Source organism: Coleofasciculus sp. LEGE 07092, from assembly GCF_015207375.1.
Classification (GTDB): domain Bacteria; phylum Cyanobacteriota; class Cyanobacteriia; order Cyanobacteriales; family Coleofasciculaceae; genus LEGE-07092.
The window spans coordinates 14,760-33,871 of sequence record NZ_JADEWY010000076.1 but is presented as its reverse complement, the minus strand read 5'-3'; the positions used below and the strand labels follow the sequence as shown (position 1 = coordinate 33,871).

Genomic DNA, 19,112 nt, shown 5'->3' with positions numbered 1-19,112 from the left:
GCCCACTTAGGTTGAGACTCACTTGGCTATTCTGATTGAGGGTAAATTGGTAGAAGTCCTTGCGGTCAAGACTCCCCACGGCATCGGTGAAGGTTTGCTGAGTCCCTAGAACACCAATATCAAGAGCCGTGTTGTAGTCATTGCCTGGGTCGGGGATTATAGGAGGTAGGGGCATGGCTGTTGCTATTAGGATGTAGGCGATATTTGGGTCTACGCTTCATGGCGTGAAGCTTACAAGAAAACACGATCCTAGCCACCCTTGCCCAAAAAGGCAACACAGCCCACTGCTATTACAAAAAAGACCATCTTCCCCACTCCCGTTCGGCTGACGCTCACGGCGAAGCCCACTCCCCACTCCTTTTCTTCAAACGAGCTTATGAAAAAACTAGTTGTTAGCCTAGCGATCGCAACCCTACTCAATCCGTTAGCACTTCTACTACCCGCCTTAGCCCAACAAGCAACGCTGGGGGTGGTGAAAAGCCCCGATAACGAAGGATATTGGTCAGAAATTACCGATCGCTTGCTTTCAACTGGTGTCGATTACTGTATTGTTGACTTGACACAAGTTCAGCAGGCATCAGACTTGAGCAGCACTCAACTCCTGTTTTTACCGAATATCGAGCGACTCGAACCATCCCAGCTCGCTGCATTGCAAGACTGGATGTACCAAGGCGGTCGGGTGATTGTCAGCGGACCAGCAGGCGTTTTGTCTCAACCTGAAGTCCGCAACCGCTTGCGATCGCTTTTGGGTGCCTATTGGGGTTTTGCCCTAACCCAACCCTCTAGTCTGGAAACCTCACCCACGGACACCCCCAGTTGGGTTCCTGATGTGGGATTAACTGGCACTTTTTCTGGAGGGGTTGTGATTCCGGCTAATTTAAAATCGACGGCAGCAGCCGTGTGGGAGCAAGACGAAAATCCACCAGCAGTTGTGACGACAAGCCAATCGACCTTCTTGGGTTGGCGCTGGGGTGTCAGGGGAGTGGCACCCGTCGATGTAGATGTGGCTTGGTTGCGAGCGGCTCTGAATCGCTACAACGTCACTCCTGGAAAGAGAACACCAAATTCTTCAAACTATTGTGATAATCGTTCTCCATCAGCCGAAACAGCCACTCCACCCGTTAGCAAACTACCATCAGTAGCCAGTGGTAATGGAGTCGAATCGACCGTTAGCAATCCTGATGCTTTAGTGCTGCCCGAACAAACGCCGCCCCAAGATTGGACAAGGCTCACCCCTACAGAAGTCGCTGCCATGAGTCAGGAGTTAGAAAATCTGATCGGTCGATTTGAAAGTGCGCTACTCGCTGCCAACGCTACGAATAGCGACGTTGGGTTACTCAGCGACACCACTGCCGAGGAATCGGGCAGTACCAGTACCAAAGGTTCAGCAACAGTAGTCAGTCTCCATTCAGGAGTTACAACTGGCTCTGCTAGCCGGGTAGTGGCTCAGGCGAGGGCGGGTTTGCAAAGTTTCCTGAATGCGGCGCGATCGCAAGACTATACTCTGGCAAGACAAGAATGGCTGCACGCACGACGCCTGCTTTGGGATAACTACCCAATAGACCGAAAGTTGGCTCAACCGGAAATTCGGGCAATTTGGTTAGACCGGGGTACTATTGTCAAAGCGAAGTCGGAGCGGGATTTAGCCAGGATTTTCGATCAACTGGCAGCAGCAGGATTGAACACAGTCTTCTTTGAAACCGTTAATGCCAGCTATCCGATTTACCCCAGTCGGGTTGCATCCGAGCAAAACCCCCTAATAAAAGGTTGGGACCCCCTAAAAGCGGCAGTTAAATTAGCCCACGAGCGGGGTATGGAATTACACGCCTGGGTTTGGATCTTTGCGGCGGCAAACCAGCGTCACAACGCCCTGTTGAACCAATCGGCTGACTATCTAGGACCTGTGCTGAGTGCTCATCCCGACTGGGCAATGGTTGACAAACAGGGGCGTCTGTTTGATGGGAATACCAAAAAGGCATTCCTAGACCCTGCTAATCTAGAGGTTCGCCGCTATTTGATGGCTCTTTTAGAAGAAATTGCCAATAACTACGAGGTGGATGGCATTCAGCTTGACTACATTCGCTATCCTTTTCAAGACCCGAGGGTAAATCAAACCTACGGTTACGGGATGGCGGCACGGCAGCAGTTTCAGGAGATGACGGGGGTTGATCCGATAGAAGTTTACCCCGGTGATTCGTTATGGGAAAGGTGGACACAATTTCGTGTTCGGCAAGTTGATAGCTTTGTGGCGTCGGTGTCAGCTCGCTTGCGATCGCAACATCCCAATCTAATTCTATCGGCGGCGGTGTTTGCCCTGCCCCGTGTTGAGCGCCTGCAACGACTACAGCAAAATTGGGAAAACTGGGCAATTCGGGGTGATATTGACCTCGTTGTGCCAATGACCTATGCCTTAGATACGGAAGGATTGCAGAATCTTGCCCAACCGTTGCTCAGAGAACCAACTCTCAGTTCAGCATTGCTTTTACCTGGGATTCGACTGTTGAATTTGCCCAATATCGTCGCTGTTGACCAAATTCAACTCCTGCGAGATTTACCCGCCGGCGGGTATGCTCTATTTGCCGTGGAAAATCTGGATGAAAATCTGCGCGGTATCTTCAATCGCACTCAGGGGAGCCAGGAGGAAGCTGCCGTGGAAGTTGTACCCTATCGTCAGCCCTTCAAAGCAGCAGCGGCTCGATATGCCTCACTACAACGGGAATGGAGTTTTTTGTTGACCCGCGATCAAATGGCGATTAACCCAGAGGCTCTTTCCGAGTGGGTTGCTCAAGCTGAGGTTCTTTCAACAGCCCTCGATCAACTCGCAACAGAGCCATCGAAAAGTAATTGGCTCTCCGCAAAAATGGCGCTCTCATCCTTCCGTTCTCAATTTCAGAAATGGATGCAGGAACATACCCCTCAACAAGCTTATCAAGTACAAGTGTGGCACGACCGTCTAGAAATAATCGAACGATTACTCAACTATGGCGATCGCAGGGGGTCAAATCGCGATCGCTTAACCGAAAATAACATGAATAACTGAAACTAATTGCCGACAATCGACACCCACTCGTGATATTTTGTGTAAGTTGACGATTCACCTCTCAATAACTCGTTCAAAGTCGAGTTTTTTTCTGAATGTATGAGTATTGTAAGCGTAAGGTTGTTTTAGGTTTGCTGTCAGTTTTTGCTATCAGTGGTATAGTCGGCATCTCTGCGGGTGATGCCAGCTCAGTTTCGGCTGACCAAACATCAGAGGTTGTGATTAAAAGTAAAGAATTGTCAAAAGCGGGTGGGTCAACCGTTAAATCTCCTACCCCCCAACCTGCTACTTTGAAACCCTCAACCCCTCAAGCGGTAAATCGTCATCCGTCCATCCTCAAACCCGCTCCCTCTAAAGGGACAAATCCCCACCCATCTATCCTCAAACCTAAACCCTTCAATTCCAAACCTGCAACTCTTCAACCCTCAACGCTCCAACCTACACCCCTGCAAACCGCCAACCCCAAACCTGCAACTGTAAACCTTTCAAACCGCCAACCCTCAAACTTACCCTCTATTAACCCTCATTCTTCAAATCTTCACACGTCCGTACTACAGGCTTCCATCCTGCGATCGGCAATTCTTGAGCCGTCAGTCCTGCACGCTTCCATTCTACAGACGGCAATTTTTAACCCCTCGGATCTTGATCGGGTTAACTCACAGAATTTTACTCACCAGATAGCCACGATTCATCCGGCTAAATTACAGGAAATCAATAGCTATGTCCAACACTTGGAGCCTAGTAGCCATACTCTAAAGCAGAAACCCCAAGTCGCGGAAATTTTAGAGCCGTTCTCCCCGTTGCCACTTCTCCCACCTCCGGTATCCATTACTCTTTCCCAACCCCTTGAGGAGTCTGTTCCTCAGCCGCGTAACTTGCAAGGGTCTAACCTAGGCGTTTCAGCCATCCATCCTGCTAACCTCCAGGAATCTAATTTCCAAGCTTCTAAGCTAGGAGCCTCAGCTATCCATCCTGGTAGCTTGCAGGAGTCTAACCTTCAGGCTGCCAATCTCTTAGCACAAAACAGACCCATTGCACCAGAACCAATAAAACCTGAACCTAAAACCAGTCAAGTTTTACAACTCCCATCATCGGCACAACAGGGTCAATGGCAAGAACAACTGAATCGAAACTTAACCCACTCGATTGCAGCTCGTACCAAACAAACCACAGATACCCCTACCGATACCCAGCAGATTCAAGTTCAACAAATTGAAGTCACGGGCAGCACGATTTTTGGTGAAAGCGAACTCAATCCCCTGCTTGAGTCTGTTGAAGGGCGAACTGTCACCCTGGAAGAACTCAGAAGTGTTGCTGATGCCATTTCCCAACTGTACTTAGAGCAAGGCTATATCACCTCTAGAGCTGTTCTCGTTGAAGAGTCCCTATCCGGTTCGGTTGTGGAAATTCGTGTTATTGAAGGCAGCTTGGAAGAGATTCAGGTTGAAGGCACGCGACGGGTAAACGAAAGTTATGTGCGATCGCGGGTGCAGTTGGGTGCGGATACGCCACTCAATACCGCTCAGTTAGAAGACCAATTGCGCTTATTGCGGATCGACCCCCTATTTGAAAATGTGGAAGCCAGCCTGAGAGCCGGAACTGGTATAGGTCAGAGTATTCTAGTGGTGCGCGTCACTGAAGCTAATCCCTTTGATGGCAGCGTCAGCATTGATAACTATTCCCCTCCGAGTGTCGGTTCCGAACGCATGGGTGCCAACGCCCGCTATCGTAACTTGACGGGTATCGGTGACGAAATTGCAGCAGCTTACACTCGAACGACAGTAGGGGGTGCCTATACTTGGGAGTTTAGCTATCGGGTGCCAGTCAACCCAATGAATGGGACGGTACTCTTGAGAGCAGCATTTAATAATAATGAAGTTATTCAAGAACCTTTTAATATTCTGGATATCCGAGGGGAATCCCAACTCTATGAAATTACTTACCGACAACCCTTCATCCGCACGCCCCGCGAAGAGTTTGCCCTATCCTTAGGATTTACTTTTCAAGACGGTCAAACTTTTACCTTTGCAGGACCTACACCCTTTGGTTTTGGTCCCGATGAAGAGGGTGTGAGTCGTACTAGTGTTTTTAAGTTTGGGCAGGACTATACAAGACGAGATGTTTCGGGTGCTTGGGCATTTCGTTCGCTCTTCAGTTTTGGTACGGGCTTGTTTGATGCCACAGAAAATTCTGAGGTTGATCCAGATTTTCCCGATGGTCAGTTTATAAGCTGGTTGGCACAGATACAGCGAGTACAAGTTCTTAATCCTGATAACTTTTTAATTATTCAGGCAGACCTTCAGTTAGCATTAGATGGTTTATTGCCTGCCCAGCAGTTTGTTATTGGTGGCGGTCAGTCGGTGCGGGGCTACAGGCAGAATGTTCGAGCAGGTGATAGTGGTTTGCGTTTTTCGGTGGAAGATCGGATTACTTTAGAGCGAGATGAAGCAGGAATTGCGACGTTTTTGTTAGCACCCTTTTTTGATTTGGGTTATGTCTGGAATGTCGGTGATAATCCTAATGAGTTACAAGACCAGACATTTATTGCCGGTTTGGGTTTGGGACTATTGTGGGAACCCCTGCCTAATTTAAACTTACGATTGGATTATGGTTTCCCTCTGATTGATTTGGATGATCGGGGAGAAAATGCTCAAGATGATGGATTTTATTTCAGCGTGATTTATAACTTTTAATTTCCCATTCCCTATTCCCCATTTCCTATTACCTTTCAAGGGCTAGAAAAAAATTGCCCCCAATTTGAGTAGGAGATGTCACAATTAACCTGTTCTAGCTTGAATGAAAGATTTATATGACTAACGCTTTTGCCACTCGGTTTAGCTTTCTCTTGCTCCTTCCTTTAACCTTCTTAACAATAAGCTTAACTACGGTGGCAGCGAGAGCGCAGAATCGGCTGTACAATCCGATTCCGATTCCCGCAAGTAACGAAATTTCCGACACCCTTACACAAAATGATATTCCGACTGGTGAGGGAGGCTTTGCCCGCGACTACACAATCGACCTCAGTGGAGGAGATCAAGTTGCTATCGACCTGATCTCAGAAAGCTTCGACACGATTGTCACGCTCCTGGCATCTGACGGTTCCACTGTCGCCGAAAATGACGACGGACCCGACGGCACTACCAACTCTCTCCTATTTGCTCGGATTACCGAAACAGGTAAGTACATTATTCGAGTTCGTGCCTTTGGCGAAACTGGCGGCGGGCAGTTTAACCTAAAGGTGACACGTCTGCGACCTATCTAAGGATGGGGAAGGTGGAGAATTAGAATTTTTTTCTCCTCTATCTCCCCTATCTAGCCAATAAGCAAAGAAACAAAGCTTCTGTCCACTCTACTACTGCCCCATAAGTATCGCCCGTATGTCCCCCCAACTGGCGGTAAAACCAGGCACCTGTCAAAAGCGCAATTGCACATCCCCCGACTGCCATCGCCAGAGATACCTGCCAGCTACCTCCTTCTAGTACCAGGGGCAATCCACATAGGGCTAACATTGGCAACCCTCCCCACAAAATATCCTGGGGGATGCGGATAGCGTCTTTGTGAAATGCCCCCTTGCCCGTCGGTTTGAGGTAGGGATAAAGCGAAATAGCGACCACCTGCCCCCAGCGCCCCCAACCGGCTGCACTCATCAGCATCAACCATCGATAGTTGGCGATATCTGTCAGCGCTGCTAGTTTGAGAAGTAATAATGCTGCTGCTGTCATTGCCCCAAACGCGCCTGTAACGCTATCTGCCATTACCTCTAGACGCCGTTTTGAGTCTTGAACCCCTAAGCCGTCTGCTGTATCCATTACCCCATCTAGATGCAGCCCTCCTGTCAGGGCAATCCAGCTTACGATAATGATTGCACTTCGGGTGAGGACGGGTACGCCCAATTGTTGCAATCCCGCGTCTGCTATTCCCAAAATACCCCCGATTGCTAATCCGACTAGGGGGGACCAACGGGCAATGCCTCGAAATTCTAGCTGCCAACCCGCAGGAATTGGAATGCAGGTATAAAAGGTGATAGCACCGAGCCACGAGTACCAGCATTGGCGTCCCCATTGCCGCAATTGCCGCAGTCGGAATCCCTTCATAAGGAAGCCATCCTTAAAAATTTCACCGAAAATTCCGTATATTGTCGTATGAGCAGTGGGTAAATATTGGGATAGTATTGTCTCATACCCTACTCGTATTACTCGTAAGACCCTAGTATGTCAGATTGATACCCATTTGTATGGCATATCGATCTGATTGGTTGGCTGTTCCATAGTTTATGCTTGCCATTAGCTTGACACAGGCTATGATCGAGGCATTGGGTTTTTCGAGAGTAGGGTTTAACCAAGCAACAACATCAATCCCTTGCATAGCCATATTAGCCCCGTTTGCATCATAGGCTTTTACCCATGAGTTATCATCAATCTCCATACCGACTTCCAGCTCCCTGTATTATCGATACTGGCATTATTATCAACAAACAAGACATGGGACGCCTGCTAACCGACTTAGGTCGCGTTCGCTATATCCACACCCTTGACGGTAAACTGCAAAGTGAGGGAGAAGGGTACGTTCTGGAAGTTTTCGCCGACCCGCAACGTTCCACCCTGGTTGCCAACCAAGCCCTCTATATAAATGTTTGCAGCTTTGATTACTTGCAGTTGAACCAATCTTCAGACAAAAAAACGTATTTTGATTTGGTTCAAGAAAACCGCCAGTTGCGCCTGATACCCCTATCGAACCCTCTACAAGATCAGTCTAGTGAACATCTGAATGCCGAAGCTCTAGAAGCAATGGTAACTCAAGTCCTGAGTGCGAAGTGGGATGTGCAAATTGACGATGAGGGAGAGTGTCCTTTTTAAGCTCCCTCATTAGGCTCAACGAACTTTCCTGTAATCGCTAATTTGTCATTGTCTTTGGTCATGGATGAGGAATTTTTCACCAAGGACAATCAATACCCAACGAAAAATAAAGGCATTGGAGTAACAAAAAATTTCATTCTTATTTCATTGTCAGGCGTCCTGTCGCCAAACTAAGGCACGTGCTGGTGTGTTTATTACGCCTCACGGTTCAATCGAGACACCCCGTTTCATGCCAGTGGGAACTCTGGCAACAGTTAAGACTCTAACACCAGCACAATTAGAGAAAGCTGAAGCACAAATCATCCTAGCGAATACCTATCACCTCCACTTGCAACCGGGAGAAGAGATTATAAAGAAAGCAGGTGGATTGCACCATTTCATGGGTTGGCAGAAACCCATTCTGACGGATTCCGGTGGCTTCCAGGTATTTAGCTTGAGTAAGCTCCGTAAAATTTCGGATGAAGGTGTAATATTTCGCTCACCCCGCGACGGACGACTGATTAATCTGACACCAGAGCGGTCGATCGCTATTCAGAATGCGCTAGGGGCAGATATAATTATGGCGTTTGATGAATGCCCTCCTTACCCCGCAGAACGTGCTGAGGTCGAAATAGCAACCGAGCGGACGTATCAGTGGCTTAAGCGCTGTATCAATGCTCACGCCCGCCCTCAGGATCAAGCGCTGTTTGGCATCGTACAAGGTGGCGTTTACCTGGATTTACGCCAGCAGGCGGCTGAGTCTCTAGCTTCATTGAATTTACCGGGTTATGCGATTGGTGGCGTGAGTGTGGGGGAACCTGTCGAATTAATCCACAAAATTGTTGAAACCACTGCACCCTATTTACCCGCCGATAAGCCGCGCTATCTGATGGGCATTGGCACCTATCGAGAGATGGCACGAGCAATTGCCTCCGGCATTGACTTATTTGATTGCGTGATACCCACTCGTTTAGGGCGTCATGGTGCCGCCTTAGTGCAGGGGGAACGCTGGAATTTGAAAAATGCTAGGTTTCGCGAAGATTTTACCGCCCTAGATGGCACTTGCCCCTGTTACTGCTGTCAAAACTTTACCCGCGCTTACCTGAATCATCTCGTGCGATCGCGGGAAGTTTTGGGGTATATGTTACTTTCTTTACATAATGTAACAGAACTGATTCGTTTTACTCAACGAATTCGGGAAGCGATTTTGGATGGTAGCTTTACCACAGAATTTGCTCAATGGCTAGAACCCAATACTGATTCTGTTAGTAGGGAGTCATGAAGTGCTGTTGTTCTGGTGTAGATTTGGGTAAGTTTAACTCCAACGAGCCAAAACCACTCTACTACCACCCCAGGGGTATCTTATGGATTGGTGATGCAATAACTTGGCTGACTTCCCTAGAATCAGAATCAGTCGATCTGGTCTTTGCCGACCCCCCGTATAATATTAAGAAAGCAGAGTGGGATACGTTTGATTCTCAACAGCACTATGTTGAATGGTCACTTCAATGGATTGAACAGGCTGCCCGTATCCTGAAGCCTACGGGTACGCTCTATATTTGTGGTTTTCCTGAAATTATAGCCGATATAAAACTACCCGCTTCACGTTTCTTTCAAGGTTGTCGGTGGTTAATTTGGCACTATAAAAATAAAGCCAATCTTGCAAATGACTGGGGGCGCTCCCATGAAAGTATTTTACATTTTAGAAAAACTAAAACTTTTAAATTTAACCTTGATAATGTTCGGATTCCCTACAGCAATCACACCTTAAAATATCCAGAGCATCCACAAGCTCCAAGTAGCCAGTATGGTAATAGTGGAAATAATGACGGAAGAAAGTGGCATCCACACCTGAAAGGAGCCAAACCAAGGGATGTTATAGAAATTCCGACAACCTGTAATGGAATGACTGAAAAAACAAAACATCCCACTCAAAAACCTGAAGAACTTGTGAGAAAATTTGTGATGTCGTCTTCTGAACGAGGAGATGTAGTCGTTGATCCCTTTGTGGGTTCGGGTACAACCATTGTTGTTGCCGAGCAGTTGGGGCGAAAATGGTTGGGGTGTGAAATTAATTTAGACTATGCTCAGTGGGCGGTTGAGCGTATCCAAAATGCTAAACAGATGACAGATGAAGAGTGGTTTTGGTTTGATAGAGCTAATGAGGAACGGAGAAAGAAAATAAGGTAAGACATTACTTAGCGGGACTTATAGCAACTGAAGAGTCAACCTTCTCCTACCTCCCTGCTTAGGAGTTGGGGGGATATTAGTATAGTTCTGTAACCCTCAAAACTCACCAATACCCGCAGCCAATTTACCCAAATACTCATGACGCCAGCGAGCATCCGCCTTGCGGTTCGTTTGCAACTCCAACACCCGGATACCTGTGCTGGGTAGTGTATTTAACCGTTGCTTCAATTGCTCCCAAGACTCAATGAGCTGGTGTTCTACTCCATAAGTAAGGCACAATTGAGCAAAATTAACAGCTTGGGGTGTAGCAAAAAATTCTTCAAATGGTGGGTCAAACTTAGAAATAGGCAGCATCTCAAAAATACCGCCACCATTATTATTGATTAAAACAATAGTTAAGTGACCTACAATCTTATTTTTCAGCAAAAAACCATTGGTATCATGCAACAGCGCTAAATCCCCTGTCAGCATCACCGAACTCTGATGGCGATGAGCGATACCCAAAGCCGTTGATAAAGTACCGTCAATACCATTCGCCCCCCGATTAAACCAAGGTTGCACCCCCGTATTGCCTGGAACCCAAAAGAACTCAACATCCCGCACCGGCATACTGTTAGCAATAAATAGCGGAGTGCCAGGAGGCAAGCATTGAGAAAGCAACCAAGCCGCTTTACCTTCAAATAACTGCTTCATCGCCGCCATTTCCTGATCAACTGTCGCCCTTACCTTCGCTTCCGCCTCACACCACTGTTGCAGGTAATTGGGAATTGACACAATGCTCCCCAGCTCCCCAGCTTTCCAGCTTCCTCCCTCATCCGTTACATCCGTTACCCAATCCGTTGCCACCAAAGCTTCTACCGACATCCGCAGATGAGTCGTTTTGCCATGGAGGGCGTCTAAGTTGTGGTGACTGGAGTCGATAATCCAGCGTCGGGGTTGGTATTCATCTAACCAGAGACGCAATTCCTTACTCGTTGGTAGCTCACCGATGTGAATCACCAGGGCTGGTGCTAATTGTTGAGCGAGTTGTCGGTTGCGCAGGATTAAGTCGTAGGTGGAAATTAAATAAGGGTTGACTTGGGCATAGTTTCTCAGAGGTGAGAGTCCCTCCGCTAATACAGGAAATCTTAACGCTTTGGATAATTGAGCGATCGCGCCACAATACTCCTTGGGGTGTTGAGGTTGAGCCAAACCGACAATAATAATACCTTGCGGGCATTGCTGCCATTCTGGGTAGGGAATGGGGAGTAGGGAATGGGCTTCGCCGTGAGCGATCAGCCGAACGGGAGTGGGGAGTGGGAAGGTAGGGGAGATAGCAGCGAAGAATTCTGCGGGTTGAAATTGGGATTGTAGGGTTTCGGTATCGTATTGGGGTATAGGAGCGAGAGGATCGCGGAAGGGCAGGTTAAGATGGACTGAACCGGGAACCGGAAAGAGCGATCGCTCCCAAGCATAGATCAAAGTTTGCCGCAGGTATCTCAGCATCCCCATTTCCAGGGAGGGTACAGCTAACTCGGTTTGCCAGTTGGGATAATTGCCATACAATTTCACTTGGTCAATCGTTTGCCCAGAATGACAATCTCGCAGCTCTGGAGGACGATCAGCAGTCAACACTAATAAGGGTACTCGGCTTTCTTTGGCTTCAATCACGGCTGGATAGAAATTAGCACCCGCCGTCCCCGAAGTGCAAACCAGCGCCACGGGCAAGCCGGATTTGCGAGCAAGCCCCAAAGCAAAAAAGCCAGCCGAGCGTTCATCAAGTACTGGAATAGCTTCTATCTGACTCTGTTGGGCAAAGGCAACCGTTAAAGGGGTGGAACGCGAACCCGGACAGATAATGGCTGTAGTCAATCCCAAACGTGTCAGGGTTTCCGCCAGGATGGAAGCCCAGACGGTATTGGTGTTGCGAAAATCAATGGGCATCGAAACGGAGAAAACGAGGGCAAGCTGTACAGTAGCTTAATTGCCTAAGTTTGACAAAGTTAGACGTTGATTGGAGCCATCTCTACAGCAACAGTTCCCTCAAATCAAAGCGCCGAAATTTCATCCACTATTTTCATGCGCCCCCGTTGCAGAGAATACAGCAACCGCTCAACGGACTCTTGTTCTTCATCCGTCAGGGAATCATCTAGCAATGCTGCCATTAGCCCGTATCGATCCGCCTTTGTAATCTTGCCAGAGATGGTAGCTTGAGCGTATAGCTCAGAGAGTGCACCTGGTAGAAGTTTAACTGGAACTTGCATCAGAGTAGTAAGGTATAGACCCAACACTTCTACTATGGTTTGTTTTACTAATTTGGGGGATATGGGTAAGACCCCACACTCATCCTGACATTACCTAGAATTCTGAGTTCTGAACCAAGAATGATAACTTGAGATGGTATTGTGTCATTCTGAACGGAGTTAACCGATCGCAGGAATAATGAGAGTTTTTTTCAAACATAAACTTGTTTTACTCTTAACTTTAATACTTACTACTTCCTTAATTTTAAATGCCTTTATTTTTGATAAAGCCATGGATTACTATTTATCCACTAATGCAGTGAAATTAGATCCAGTAAACTTGCACCGATACAGTCAAGATTCTATCCAAACAGCTTCAATAGACACGGAGAAAACAACGGTAGTGTTTTTCGGAGATTCAAGAGCGAGCGCTTGGCGAAAACCCAAGGTAAGTAATTTCCAGTTTATCAATCGCGGTATTTCTGGAGAAACATCAGCGCAAGCCTTTTTGCGATTTGATTATCATGTCAGCTATTTGCAACCAGATGTGATTATCGTACAGGTAGGAATCAACGATTTAAGAATGCTGCCCTTACCGCCCAAGACTCGAACAGATATTGTTGAAGCCTGTAAAGATAACATTCGCAGAATTGCCGAAAAATCTCAAAACTTGGGAGCCACCGTTATTGTATCTACAATTTTTCCTATCGGCAGAGGAAATTTACCCCTAAAAGAGCGAATTCGCTGGCAAAGTATCCCGAACATCGAGCAGGATATTGAAGAAGTGAATACCTATGTACACTCTTTGAAAGGAGACAGGATTATTGTTTTTGATGCTTATAAAATTTTAGGAATAAATGGTAAAACTAAATTAAATTATACCCAGGATTTATTACATATTAATTCCGCAGGATACGAAGCATTGAACCGGGAAATAGCAGACCTACTGAAGCCCTTACATCAATAGACGTAAGCCAACTTTGCGATTCTAGTATTAGTGGGACTTAAACGAAAATGAAATAAAAAAGGAAGTATAATTAATGATTGAAGAGTGAGGGTGTAGCATTGCTGTTGTGTTACTTGCCTCGTTTTTGCAGAGTAGCGATCGCTAATTTCGTTATACCTTCCGTCTGGAAGTTTTCAACCTAAAAACTATTTGATCAAATAATCGCTTATGAGCCTCTACCTCGGCATGGATTTTGGCACCTCTGGCGCACGGGCGGTGGTGATTGACGGTGCAGGTACAGTTCAAGCCGAAGCTGAGTATCCCTTTGAAGCCTCAGCCGCTACCGATTGGGCGAAAACTTGGCAGAGGGCGTTATTGACTCTAGTCGAGAAGATTCCCCAGGAAATGCGAAAGCAAATTACCCGTATCGCTATTGATGGTACGTCTGGCACAGTACTACTGTGCGATCGCAACGGCAATCTTGTTGAGTCACCCATCCTCTACAATGATGGGCGGGGAGTTGCTTTAATAGACCAATTAAGGGAAATTGCGACTCCCAATTCTGTGGTAATGAGCGCAACATCCAGTCTTGCCAAACTCCTGTGGTTCATTGAAAATTCAAACTTAACTCTTCAAAATCATTATTTCCTGCATCAAGCAGACTGGTTAGCATTTCTGTTGCACGGTCAATTGGGAATTAGCGACTATCATAACGCCCTAAAGCTGGGTTACGAACCGGAACAATTAGATTATCCCGCTTGGATGGCGCAGTTACCGATTGTACCGATACTACCCCAAGTCCTTGCCCCTGGAACGCCGGTGGGTGAAGTTACTCCAGAGGTTGCCCGTCATTTGGGGTTGCGGCAAGACTGCTTAGTGTGTACTGGCACTACCGATAGTATTGCTGCCTTTCTCGCCAGTGGTGTTCAGCATCCCGGTGAGGCGGTAACGTCCCTTGGTTCTACTTTAGTGCTAAAGCTTTTGAGTCATACTCGCGTCGAGGATGCCCGTTACGGAATCTATTCTCACCGACTGGGGGATTTGTGGCTGACGGGTGGGGCGTCAAATACGGGTGGGACGGTGCTACGGCAGTTTTTCAGTGATACCGAACTCGATCACCTCAGCCGCCAAATTGACCCTCAGCAGGAAAGTCCCTTAGATTATTATCCCTTACTCAAACCTGGCGATCGCTTTCCTATCAACGACCCTCATTTCCCCCCCCGACTAGAACCCAAACCTGCCCAACCTGTTGAATTTCTCCACGGCTTGCTCGAAAGCATAGCGCGTATTGAGGCACGGGGATATCAGTTATTACAACAGCTAGGGGCAACCTCACTCACCAGTGTGTACACGGCTGGGGGTGGGGCAAAAAATCTGACTTGGACAGCTATTCGAGAGCGTCAGCTTCAGGTTCCGGTTGTGCCATCGACTCACACGGCGGCGGCTTATGGTACAGCCCGATTAGCGATGGGGGTGGGAAAAGTCACTTTTCTTAACTTTTGAGGGGGTGTGGGGGAACTATAGCAGTCCAGAATGTAAATATGAAGTTGATCGCGATACAGCCTCAGCACAGGAAATCTGTAACCGAGGCTATGAACTGATTAGTACCCAGGGACTCTGAAGATTTTGGTGCGGGGCTTCTTGCAGTTGAGCTGATTGGTTGAAGTTGCCCAGTCTCCCAAGCTACCCTAAGAAGCATGATTTTAAAGTGCTTCCGTATAGGACGCTATGGCAGGACACAGTAAATGGGCGAATATTAAGCGCCAAAAAGCGAGAGTTGACGCGGTTAAGGGCAAAACCTTTGCCAAGCTATCGCGGGAGATTATTGTGGCAGCTCGCCACGGTATTCCCGACCCGGAAGGGAATTTTCGGTTGCGTACAGCGATTGAAAAGGCAAAGGCAGCAGGAATTCCCAATGACAATATCGAACGAGCAATCGCTAAAGGTTCGGGGCAGTTGGGAAATGATACCGACAACTTAGAAGAGATTCGCTACGAGGGCTACGGTCCTGGTGGTGTGGCTATTCTCATTGAAGCGCTTACGGACAATCGCAACCGCACCGCCGCCGATTTGCGAGAGGCATTTACCAAGAATGGCGGCAATTTAGGTGAAACCGGTTGTGTGAGCTGGATGTTTGAACAAAAAGGGGTCGTCACTCTCGCAGGGTCAGTGGCGGAAGAGCAATTGCTCGAAGCATCCCTGGAAGGGGGAGCAGAGACTTACGAACTTTTGGAGGATGAAGACGGGGAGGTGGCGGAGGTGTTTACCGAGGTCAGCAATTTGGAAACCCTGAACCAAACATTGCAGGATAAAGATTTGCCAGTCAGCGAGGCTGAACTGCGCTGGATTCCAGGGAATACGCTAGAAGTGACTGACCCGGATATCGCGCGATCGCTCTTGAAGTTGATGGATGCCTTGGACGAACTTGACGACGTGCAAAATGTTACTGCCAATTTTGAGATGGCGGATGAGCTGGTGTCGTTGACTATGGCTTAGATTGATACTCCAAGTTTCTTTTTTTTTGCCTGGGTTAGTAACGGGATAGACCTTGACTTCCCCAGAAAAACCATTAAATTGTTTTTTTTAGTCAATGATTTTAATAAAAATTATCAATTATCCCTTGAACTAAATTTATCGTTATTTTTCTTCACGTCAAAAAAGAAACGTCAAGGGGTAAACTAACAAACGTGAGTTAACTAAGGTTGCTACCGTTACCTGCAAAAAAGCGTTTCCCTTCATCAATATATTTTTCCTGTCAAGTCTTTACCAAGAGATTGGAAGATTGCCTAAAAGCTAAACTCAAACAGCAGTAAACTCATGATTAGTCAAGATTTTAGATCAGCATTAGTCTTCAGACCTCTAAACCCAGACCAGCTAGTTAATCACGGCTGTACTTTGAAATGGAAACCTGCCGATTACGCCGACAATTGGTTAGCAACAACAGCGGCGGTGAGGCGTAAGATAAGTTTCAAAGGCAGTTTATTCAAGTAAAGACCATTTTACTGACTAAATCTGTTCAGTTTGTACCAATTGGCATCTGAAAATTTTTTTTACCCAGAGCCTGCTGGGAGAAGTATCGTGTAGCTTGGCAGAAGTTTATAACCAGCTATTCTGATGAGATGTGACAGAAAAATGTTCATCAGTTAAAAAGCTGTTTATTTATTATTTGCTGTCTTACAGTAGAGCTTTTTTAGCAGCTAGCCTGACAGTGGTTGTCCGTCATTTTTTGCCAAATTATAGTAGATTTTGGCAGAAGTAAATAAGGACTAATGATGACAAAAACTGGTTTTATCAAATCTAAAACCAGCCAATATCACTGTGCTTTGGTTAAGTTAAGAGAAGACTGGAAGACTTTAGTGTCTACTAAGCTTCTCCTCTCTTGATTGCCAAATTGCGTAAGAATATATCCCCCGGCAGGATTTCTTTTCCTTGGTGAGAATTCCTTAGATTCCTATCTACAACCTTTCACGTAAAACGTTACTCAAACATTGAGTACAGGAGAGACCGAACTACAATGAACCCACAAACCACACTCCCTCAAACAGAGCTGACTGAGACTATCAGGGAAGATTTAATCAACTCGTACCCGACGCGGGAAACCAAAAATATCGGGGTAGAGCATGGAACCAAGTATCGTACCTCAGAGTGGTATACAGGCTCTGGGGAAATCGTTCCTGGAAATGATGGTCGCTCCTTTGAAGTTTCTGCAACCTTCACGCTGACAGCACAGGTCAAGTTAATCCAGGGCGTCTTCGACCCATCGAACCCAACCCTCGCTGAAATCTATAATAGCCGGGGTCGGTGTGTTGCCATCATCGACGAAACGGTAGATAGTTTGTACGGGGAATCGGTGCGTCAGTATTTTGACAAGCACGAAATCCCCCTTCAGATGTGTGTCTGTCGCGCTTGGGAAGCGGACAAAACGCCGGAAACCGTCCATCGCCTGCTGGAATTCTTAGGAAAAGACGGCTGTGATGTCTCTCGCAATGAGCCAGTACTCGTTATCGGCGGGGGCGTACTCAGTGATGTCGCGGGATTAGCCTGTGCCTTACAGCACCGCCGCACCCCTTATATTATGGTGGGTACAACCGTGGTGGCGGCTATTGATGCTGGTCCTAGTCCGCGCACCTGTACCAATGGCAAACAATTTAAGAACAGCATTGGTGCTTATCACCCCCCAGTGCTGACGCTGGTGGATCGTAATTTCTTCCGCACACTCGCCACGGGTCATGTCCGCAATGGCATGGCGGAAATTATTAAGATGGCGGTTACTGACGACAAGGTTTTGTTTGAGTTGCTGGAAGAGTATGGGCCGCGCTTGGTAGAAACCCACTTTGCGACTCTGGGCGATGACGAGGAGTTGACAAAAATCGCCGATGAAGTCATCTATCGGGCATTGTTCTCTTATATGAAGCATGAGGGAACGAATATGTTCGAGACGTATCAGGATCGACCTCACGCTTATGGTCATACTTGGAGCCCCCGCTATGAACCCGCCGCGAAATTGATGCATGGTCATGCGGTGACGACGGGGATGGCGTTTGGAGCAACCTTAGCCGTGAAGTTAGGCTGGCTGCAACCCACAGAACGCGATCGCATTATCGCTCTGATTCGTTCCCTAGGGTTGACCGTTTATCATCCCATCCTCGAAGACATTGACCTGATAGTTGAGGGTCAGAAAAATATGCGGTGCAAGCGGGGAGATGGAGGGTTGTGGGCACCTCTACCTTGTGGTATTGGTTCCTGTGATTATGCCCAAGAAGTGCCACCCGATTTACTGGAAGCGGCGGTATGGGAACATAAGGCAGTCTGTGCCACGTTACCCGATTGTGGAGCTGGCGTGGAGATGTATCTGAGCGATTTAGGTCTGGAGTAGCTTCTTGATCAGGGCGGGTTTACTCAGTTTATCGGTTTGTGCCAAAACGTTATCGGTAAAACCCGCCCCTACACCACAACTGGGTATTAACTATTTTTGTCGCACCATTCGAGAACAAAAATATGCAAACTGTAGCTAAAGAAACAAGCGCTAGACCTGTTACCCCCCTGGGGATTCTCGTCGAGCAACTTGAGCAAACCCTCGAATTAGTAGACGAGGCAAAGCATCCTGAACTGGCGAGTTCTCTAAAAAAAGCTTACAAATTTGCCGCCGGAATTGAACCTTACCTGAATCAAAATACTAGCCCGGATTCTCCAGCATTAGCCGCGCTGGTGGAGAAGACGTGCGCCGAAGACTGGAGCAAGCTGTTCTCCGATGGTGAGACGGTGCGACAGTTAGAACAGGAGATGCTATCGGGACATATTGAGGGACAAACCTTAAAGATGTTTGTCCACATGACTGGGGCAAAACGCATCTTGGAAATTGGGATGTTTACCGGATATTCGGCGCTGGCGATGGCAGAGGCGTTGCCAGAGGATGGACGGTTAGTTGCCTGTGAGGTGGATTCTTATGTGGCAGAGTTTGCCAAAGCCTGTTTTGCCGCATCACCCGATGGGGGCAAAATTACCGTAGAAGTTGCCCCAGCGTTGGAGACACTGCGCCAATTGGCAGAGGCGGGAGAGTCGTTTGATTTGGTGTTTATTGATGCGGATAAAAAGGAGTATGTGGATTACTTCCGACTGCTGCTAGATACGGGACTGCTGGCACCGCACGGAGTAATCTGCGTGGATAATACGTTGCTTCAAGGACAGGTGTATTTACCGCCAGAGGAACGGACGCCGAATGGGGAAGCGATCGCGCAATTTAATCAAATTGTTGCTGACGATGCAAGGGTTGAACAGGTTCTTTTACCCTTGCGAGATGGTTTAACTTTAATTCGACGTAAGTAAAATTAGCCATTTTCTATAGAGACGTTGCAGGCAACGTCTCTACACCGCATTAT

15 protein-coding genes are annotated in these 19,112 nt (G+C 47.4%); 11 read left to right on the top strand and 4 right to left on the bottom strand.

The window, feature by feature from the left end:
* Positions 1-376: 376 nt before the first annotated feature.
* The 3 genes from IQ257_RS18125 to IQ257_RS18115 all read left to right on the top strand — a co-directional run bounded on the left by IQ257_RS18125 (position 377) and on the right by IQ257_RS18115 (position 6,302).
* The gene (locus IQ257_RS18125) at positions 377-3,040 is read left to right on the top strand and encodes a glycoside hydrolase family 10 protein (protein WP_193872014.1); all 2,664 of its coding nucleotides are present in this window, start codon (positions 377-379) and stop codon (positions 3,038-3,040) included.
* 95 nt (positions 3,041-3,135) lie between these two features.
* Positions 3,136-5,733 carry a ShlB/FhaC/HecB family hemolysin secretion/activation protein gene (locus tag IQ257_RS18120; protein ID WP_193872012.1) on the top strand — a complete coding sequence of 866 codons (2,598 nt, stop codon included), beginning with the start codon at positions 3,136-3,138 and terminating at the stop codon, positions 5,731-5,733.
* Positions 5,734-5,849: 116 nt separating this feature from the next.
* Positions 5,850-6,302 carry a PPC domain-containing protein gene (locus IQ257_RS18115; protein ID WP_193872010.1) on the top strand — a complete coding sequence of 151 codons (453 nt, stop codon included), beginning with the start codon at positions 5,850-5,852 and terminating at the stop codon, positions 6,300-6,302.
* A gap of 46 nt (positions 6,303-6,348) precedes the next feature.
* Here the strand turns inward: IQ257_RS18115 and cobS are convergent, their stop codons facing one another.
* Positions 6,349-7,134 carry an adenosylcobinamide-GDP ribazoletransferase gene (gene cobS / locus IQ257_RS18110; protein ID WP_193872008.1) on the bottom strand — a complete coding sequence of 262 codons (786 nt, stop codon included), beginning with the start codon at positions 7,132-7,134 and terminating at the stop codon, positions 6,349-6,351.
* A gap of 112 nt (positions 7,135-7,246) precedes the next feature.
* A complete protein-coding gene (locus tag IQ257_RS18105; RefSeq protein WP_193933140.1) occupies positions 7,247-7,465 on the bottom strand; it encodes a hypothetical protein in 219 nt (72 codons plus the stop codon).
* Here IQ257_RS18105 and IQ257_RS18100 point away from each other — a divergent pair.
* From IQ257_RS18100 to IQ257_RS18090, 3 genes are all read left to right on the top strand, one after another.
* Positions 7,444-7,896: a hypothetical protein gene (locus IQ257_RS18100; protein ID WP_193872006.1), complete on the top strand. Its 453-nt coding sequence runs from the start codon at positions 7,444-7,446 to the stop codon at positions 7,894-7,896. The genes IQ257_RS18105 and IQ257_RS18100 overlap by 22 nt on opposite strands.
* A gap of 130 nt (positions 7,897-8,026) precedes the next feature.
* On the top strand, positions 8,027-9,157 hold the full coding sequence (tgt, locus tag IQ257_RS18095) for a tRNA guanosine(34) transglycosylase Tgt (protein WP_193872113.1): 1,131 nt from the start codon (positions 8,027-8,029) through the stop codon (positions 9,155-9,157).
* Positions 9,154-10,065 carry a DNA-methyltransferase gene (locus tag IQ257_RS18090; protein ID WP_193872004.1) on the top strand — a complete coding sequence of 304 codons (912 nt, stop codon included), beginning with the start codon at positions 9,154-9,156 and terminating at the stop codon, positions 10,063-10,065. Before tgt ends, IQ257_RS18090 begins: the two co-directional genes overlap by 4 nt.
* A 96-nt stretch (positions 10,066-10,161) precedes the next feature.
* Here IQ257_RS18090 and menD read toward each other — a convergent pair whose 3' ends face one another.
* Positions 10,162-11,988 (bottom strand): 2-succinyl-5-enolpyruvyl-6-hydroxy-3-cyclohexene-1-carboxylic-acid synthase, encoded by a 1,827-nt coding sequence (gene menD, locus IQ257_RS18085; protein ID WP_193872002.1) that lies wholly within the window; start codon positions 11,986-11,988, stop codon positions 10,162-10,164.
* A gap of 104 nt (positions 11,989-12,092) precedes the next feature.
* Positions 12,093-12,308, bottom strand: a complete 216-nt coding sequence (locus IQ257_RS18080; protein WP_193872000.1) for a hypothetical protein — start codon at positions 12,306-12,308, stop codon at positions 12,093-12,095.
* A 271-nt stretch (positions 12,309-12,579) separates the two neighbouring features.
* Here IQ257_RS18080 and IQ257_RS18075 point away from each other — a divergent pair, with 271 nt between their 5' ends.
* The 5 genes from IQ257_RS18075 (at position 12,580) to IQ257_RS18055 (ending at position 19,059) form a co-directional block, all read left to right on the top strand.
* A complete protein-coding gene (locus tag IQ257_RS18075) occupies positions 12,580-13,254 on the top strand; it encodes an SGNH/GDSL hydrolase family protein (protein WP_228060803.1) in 675 nt (224 codons plus the stop codon).
* Between the two features lie 207 nt (positions 13,255-13,461).
* Positions 13,462-14,736, top strand: a complete 1,275-nt coding sequence (locus IQ257_RS18070) for an FGGY-family carbohydrate kinase (protein ID WP_193933138.1) — start codon at positions 13,462-13,464, stop codon at positions 14,734-14,736.
* Between the two features lie 225 nt (positions 14,737-14,961).
* The gene (locus tag IQ257_RS18065) at positions 14,962-15,729 is read left to right on the top strand and encodes a YebC/PmpR family DNA-binding transcriptional regulator (RefSeq protein WP_193877857.1); all 768 of its coding nucleotides are present in this window, start codon (positions 14,962-14,964) and stop codon (positions 15,727-15,729) included.
* Between the two features lie 1,018 nt (positions 15,730-16,747).
* Positions 16,748-18,109 carry a sedoheptulose 7-phosphate cyclase gene (locus IQ257_RS18060; protein WP_193877855.1) on the top strand — a complete coding sequence of 454 codons (1,362 nt, stop codon included), beginning with the start codon at positions 16,748-16,750 and terminating at the stop codon, positions 18,107-18,109.
* A gap of 122 nt (positions 18,110-18,231) precedes the next feature.
* Positions 18,232-19,059 (top strand): O-methyltransferase, encoded by an 828-nt coding sequence (locus IQ257_RS18055; RefSeq protein ID WP_193877853.1) that lies wholly within the window; start codon positions 18,232-18,234, stop codon positions 19,057-19,059.
* The last annotated feature ends 53 nt before the right edge of the window (positions 19,060-19,112 follow it).

What these genes read in the sequence shown, in the direction of transcription:
- IQ257_RS18080 (WP_193872000.1), bottom strand. Translation starts at nt 12,308, where the DNA reads ATGCAAGTTCCAGTTAAACTTCTACCAGGTGCACTCTCTGAGCTATAC.
- IQ257_RS18055 (WP_193877853.1), top strand. Translation starts at nt 18,232, where the DNA reads ATGCAAACTGTAGCTAAAGAAACAAGCGCTAGACCTGTTACCCCCCTG.
- menD (WP_193872002.1), bottom strand. Translation starts at nt 11,988, where the DNA reads ATGCCCATTGATTTTCGCAACACCAATACCGTCTGGGCTTCCATCCTG.
- IQ257_RS18060 (WP_193877855.1), top strand. Translation starts at nt 16,748, where the DNA reads ATGAACCCACAAACCACACTCCCTCAAACAGAGCTGACTGAGACTATC.
- IQ257_RS18100 (WP_193872006.1), top strand. Translation starts at nt 7,444, where the DNA reads ATGAGTTATCATCAATCTCCATACCGACTTCCAGCTCCCTGTATTATC.
- IQ257_RS18125 (WP_193872014.1), top strand. Translation starts at nt 377, where the DNA reads ATGAAAAAACTAGTTGTTAGCCTAGCGATCGCAACCCTACTCAATCCG.
- IQ257_RS18105 (WP_193933140.1), bottom strand. Translation starts at nt 7,465, where the DNA reads ATGGAGATTGATGATAACTCATGGGTAAAAGCCTATGATGCAAACGGG.
- IQ257_RS18070 (WP_193933138.1), top strand. Translation starts at nt 13,462, where the DNA reads ATGAGCCTCTACCTCGGCATGGATTTTGGCACCTCTGGCGCACGGGCG.
- IQ257_RS18115 (WP_193872010.1), top strand. Translation starts at nt 5,850, where the DNA reads ATGACTAACGCTTTTGCCACTCGGTTTAGCTTTCTCTTGCTCCTTCCT.
- IQ257_RS18075 (WP_228060803.1), top strand. Translation starts at nt 12,580, where the DNA reads ATGGATTACTATTTATCCACTAATGCAGTGAAATTAGATCCAGTAAAC.
- cobS (WP_193872008.1), bottom strand. Translation starts at nt 7,134, where the DNA reads ATGAAGGGATTCCGACTGCGGCAATTGCGGCAATGGGGACGCCAATGC.
- IQ257_RS18090 (WP_193872004.1), top strand. Translation starts at nt 9,154, where the DNA reads ATGAAGTGCTGTTGTTCTGGTGTAGATTTGGGTAAGTTTAACTCCAAC.
- IQ257_RS18120 (WP_193872012.1), top strand. Translation starts at nt 3,136, where the DNA reads ATGTATGAGTATTGTAAGCGTAAGGTTGTTTTAGGTTTGCTGTCAGTT.
- IQ257_RS18065 (WP_193877857.1), top strand. Translation starts at nt 14,962, where the DNA reads ATGGCAGGACACAGTAAATGGGCGAATATTAAGCGCCAAAAAGCGAGA.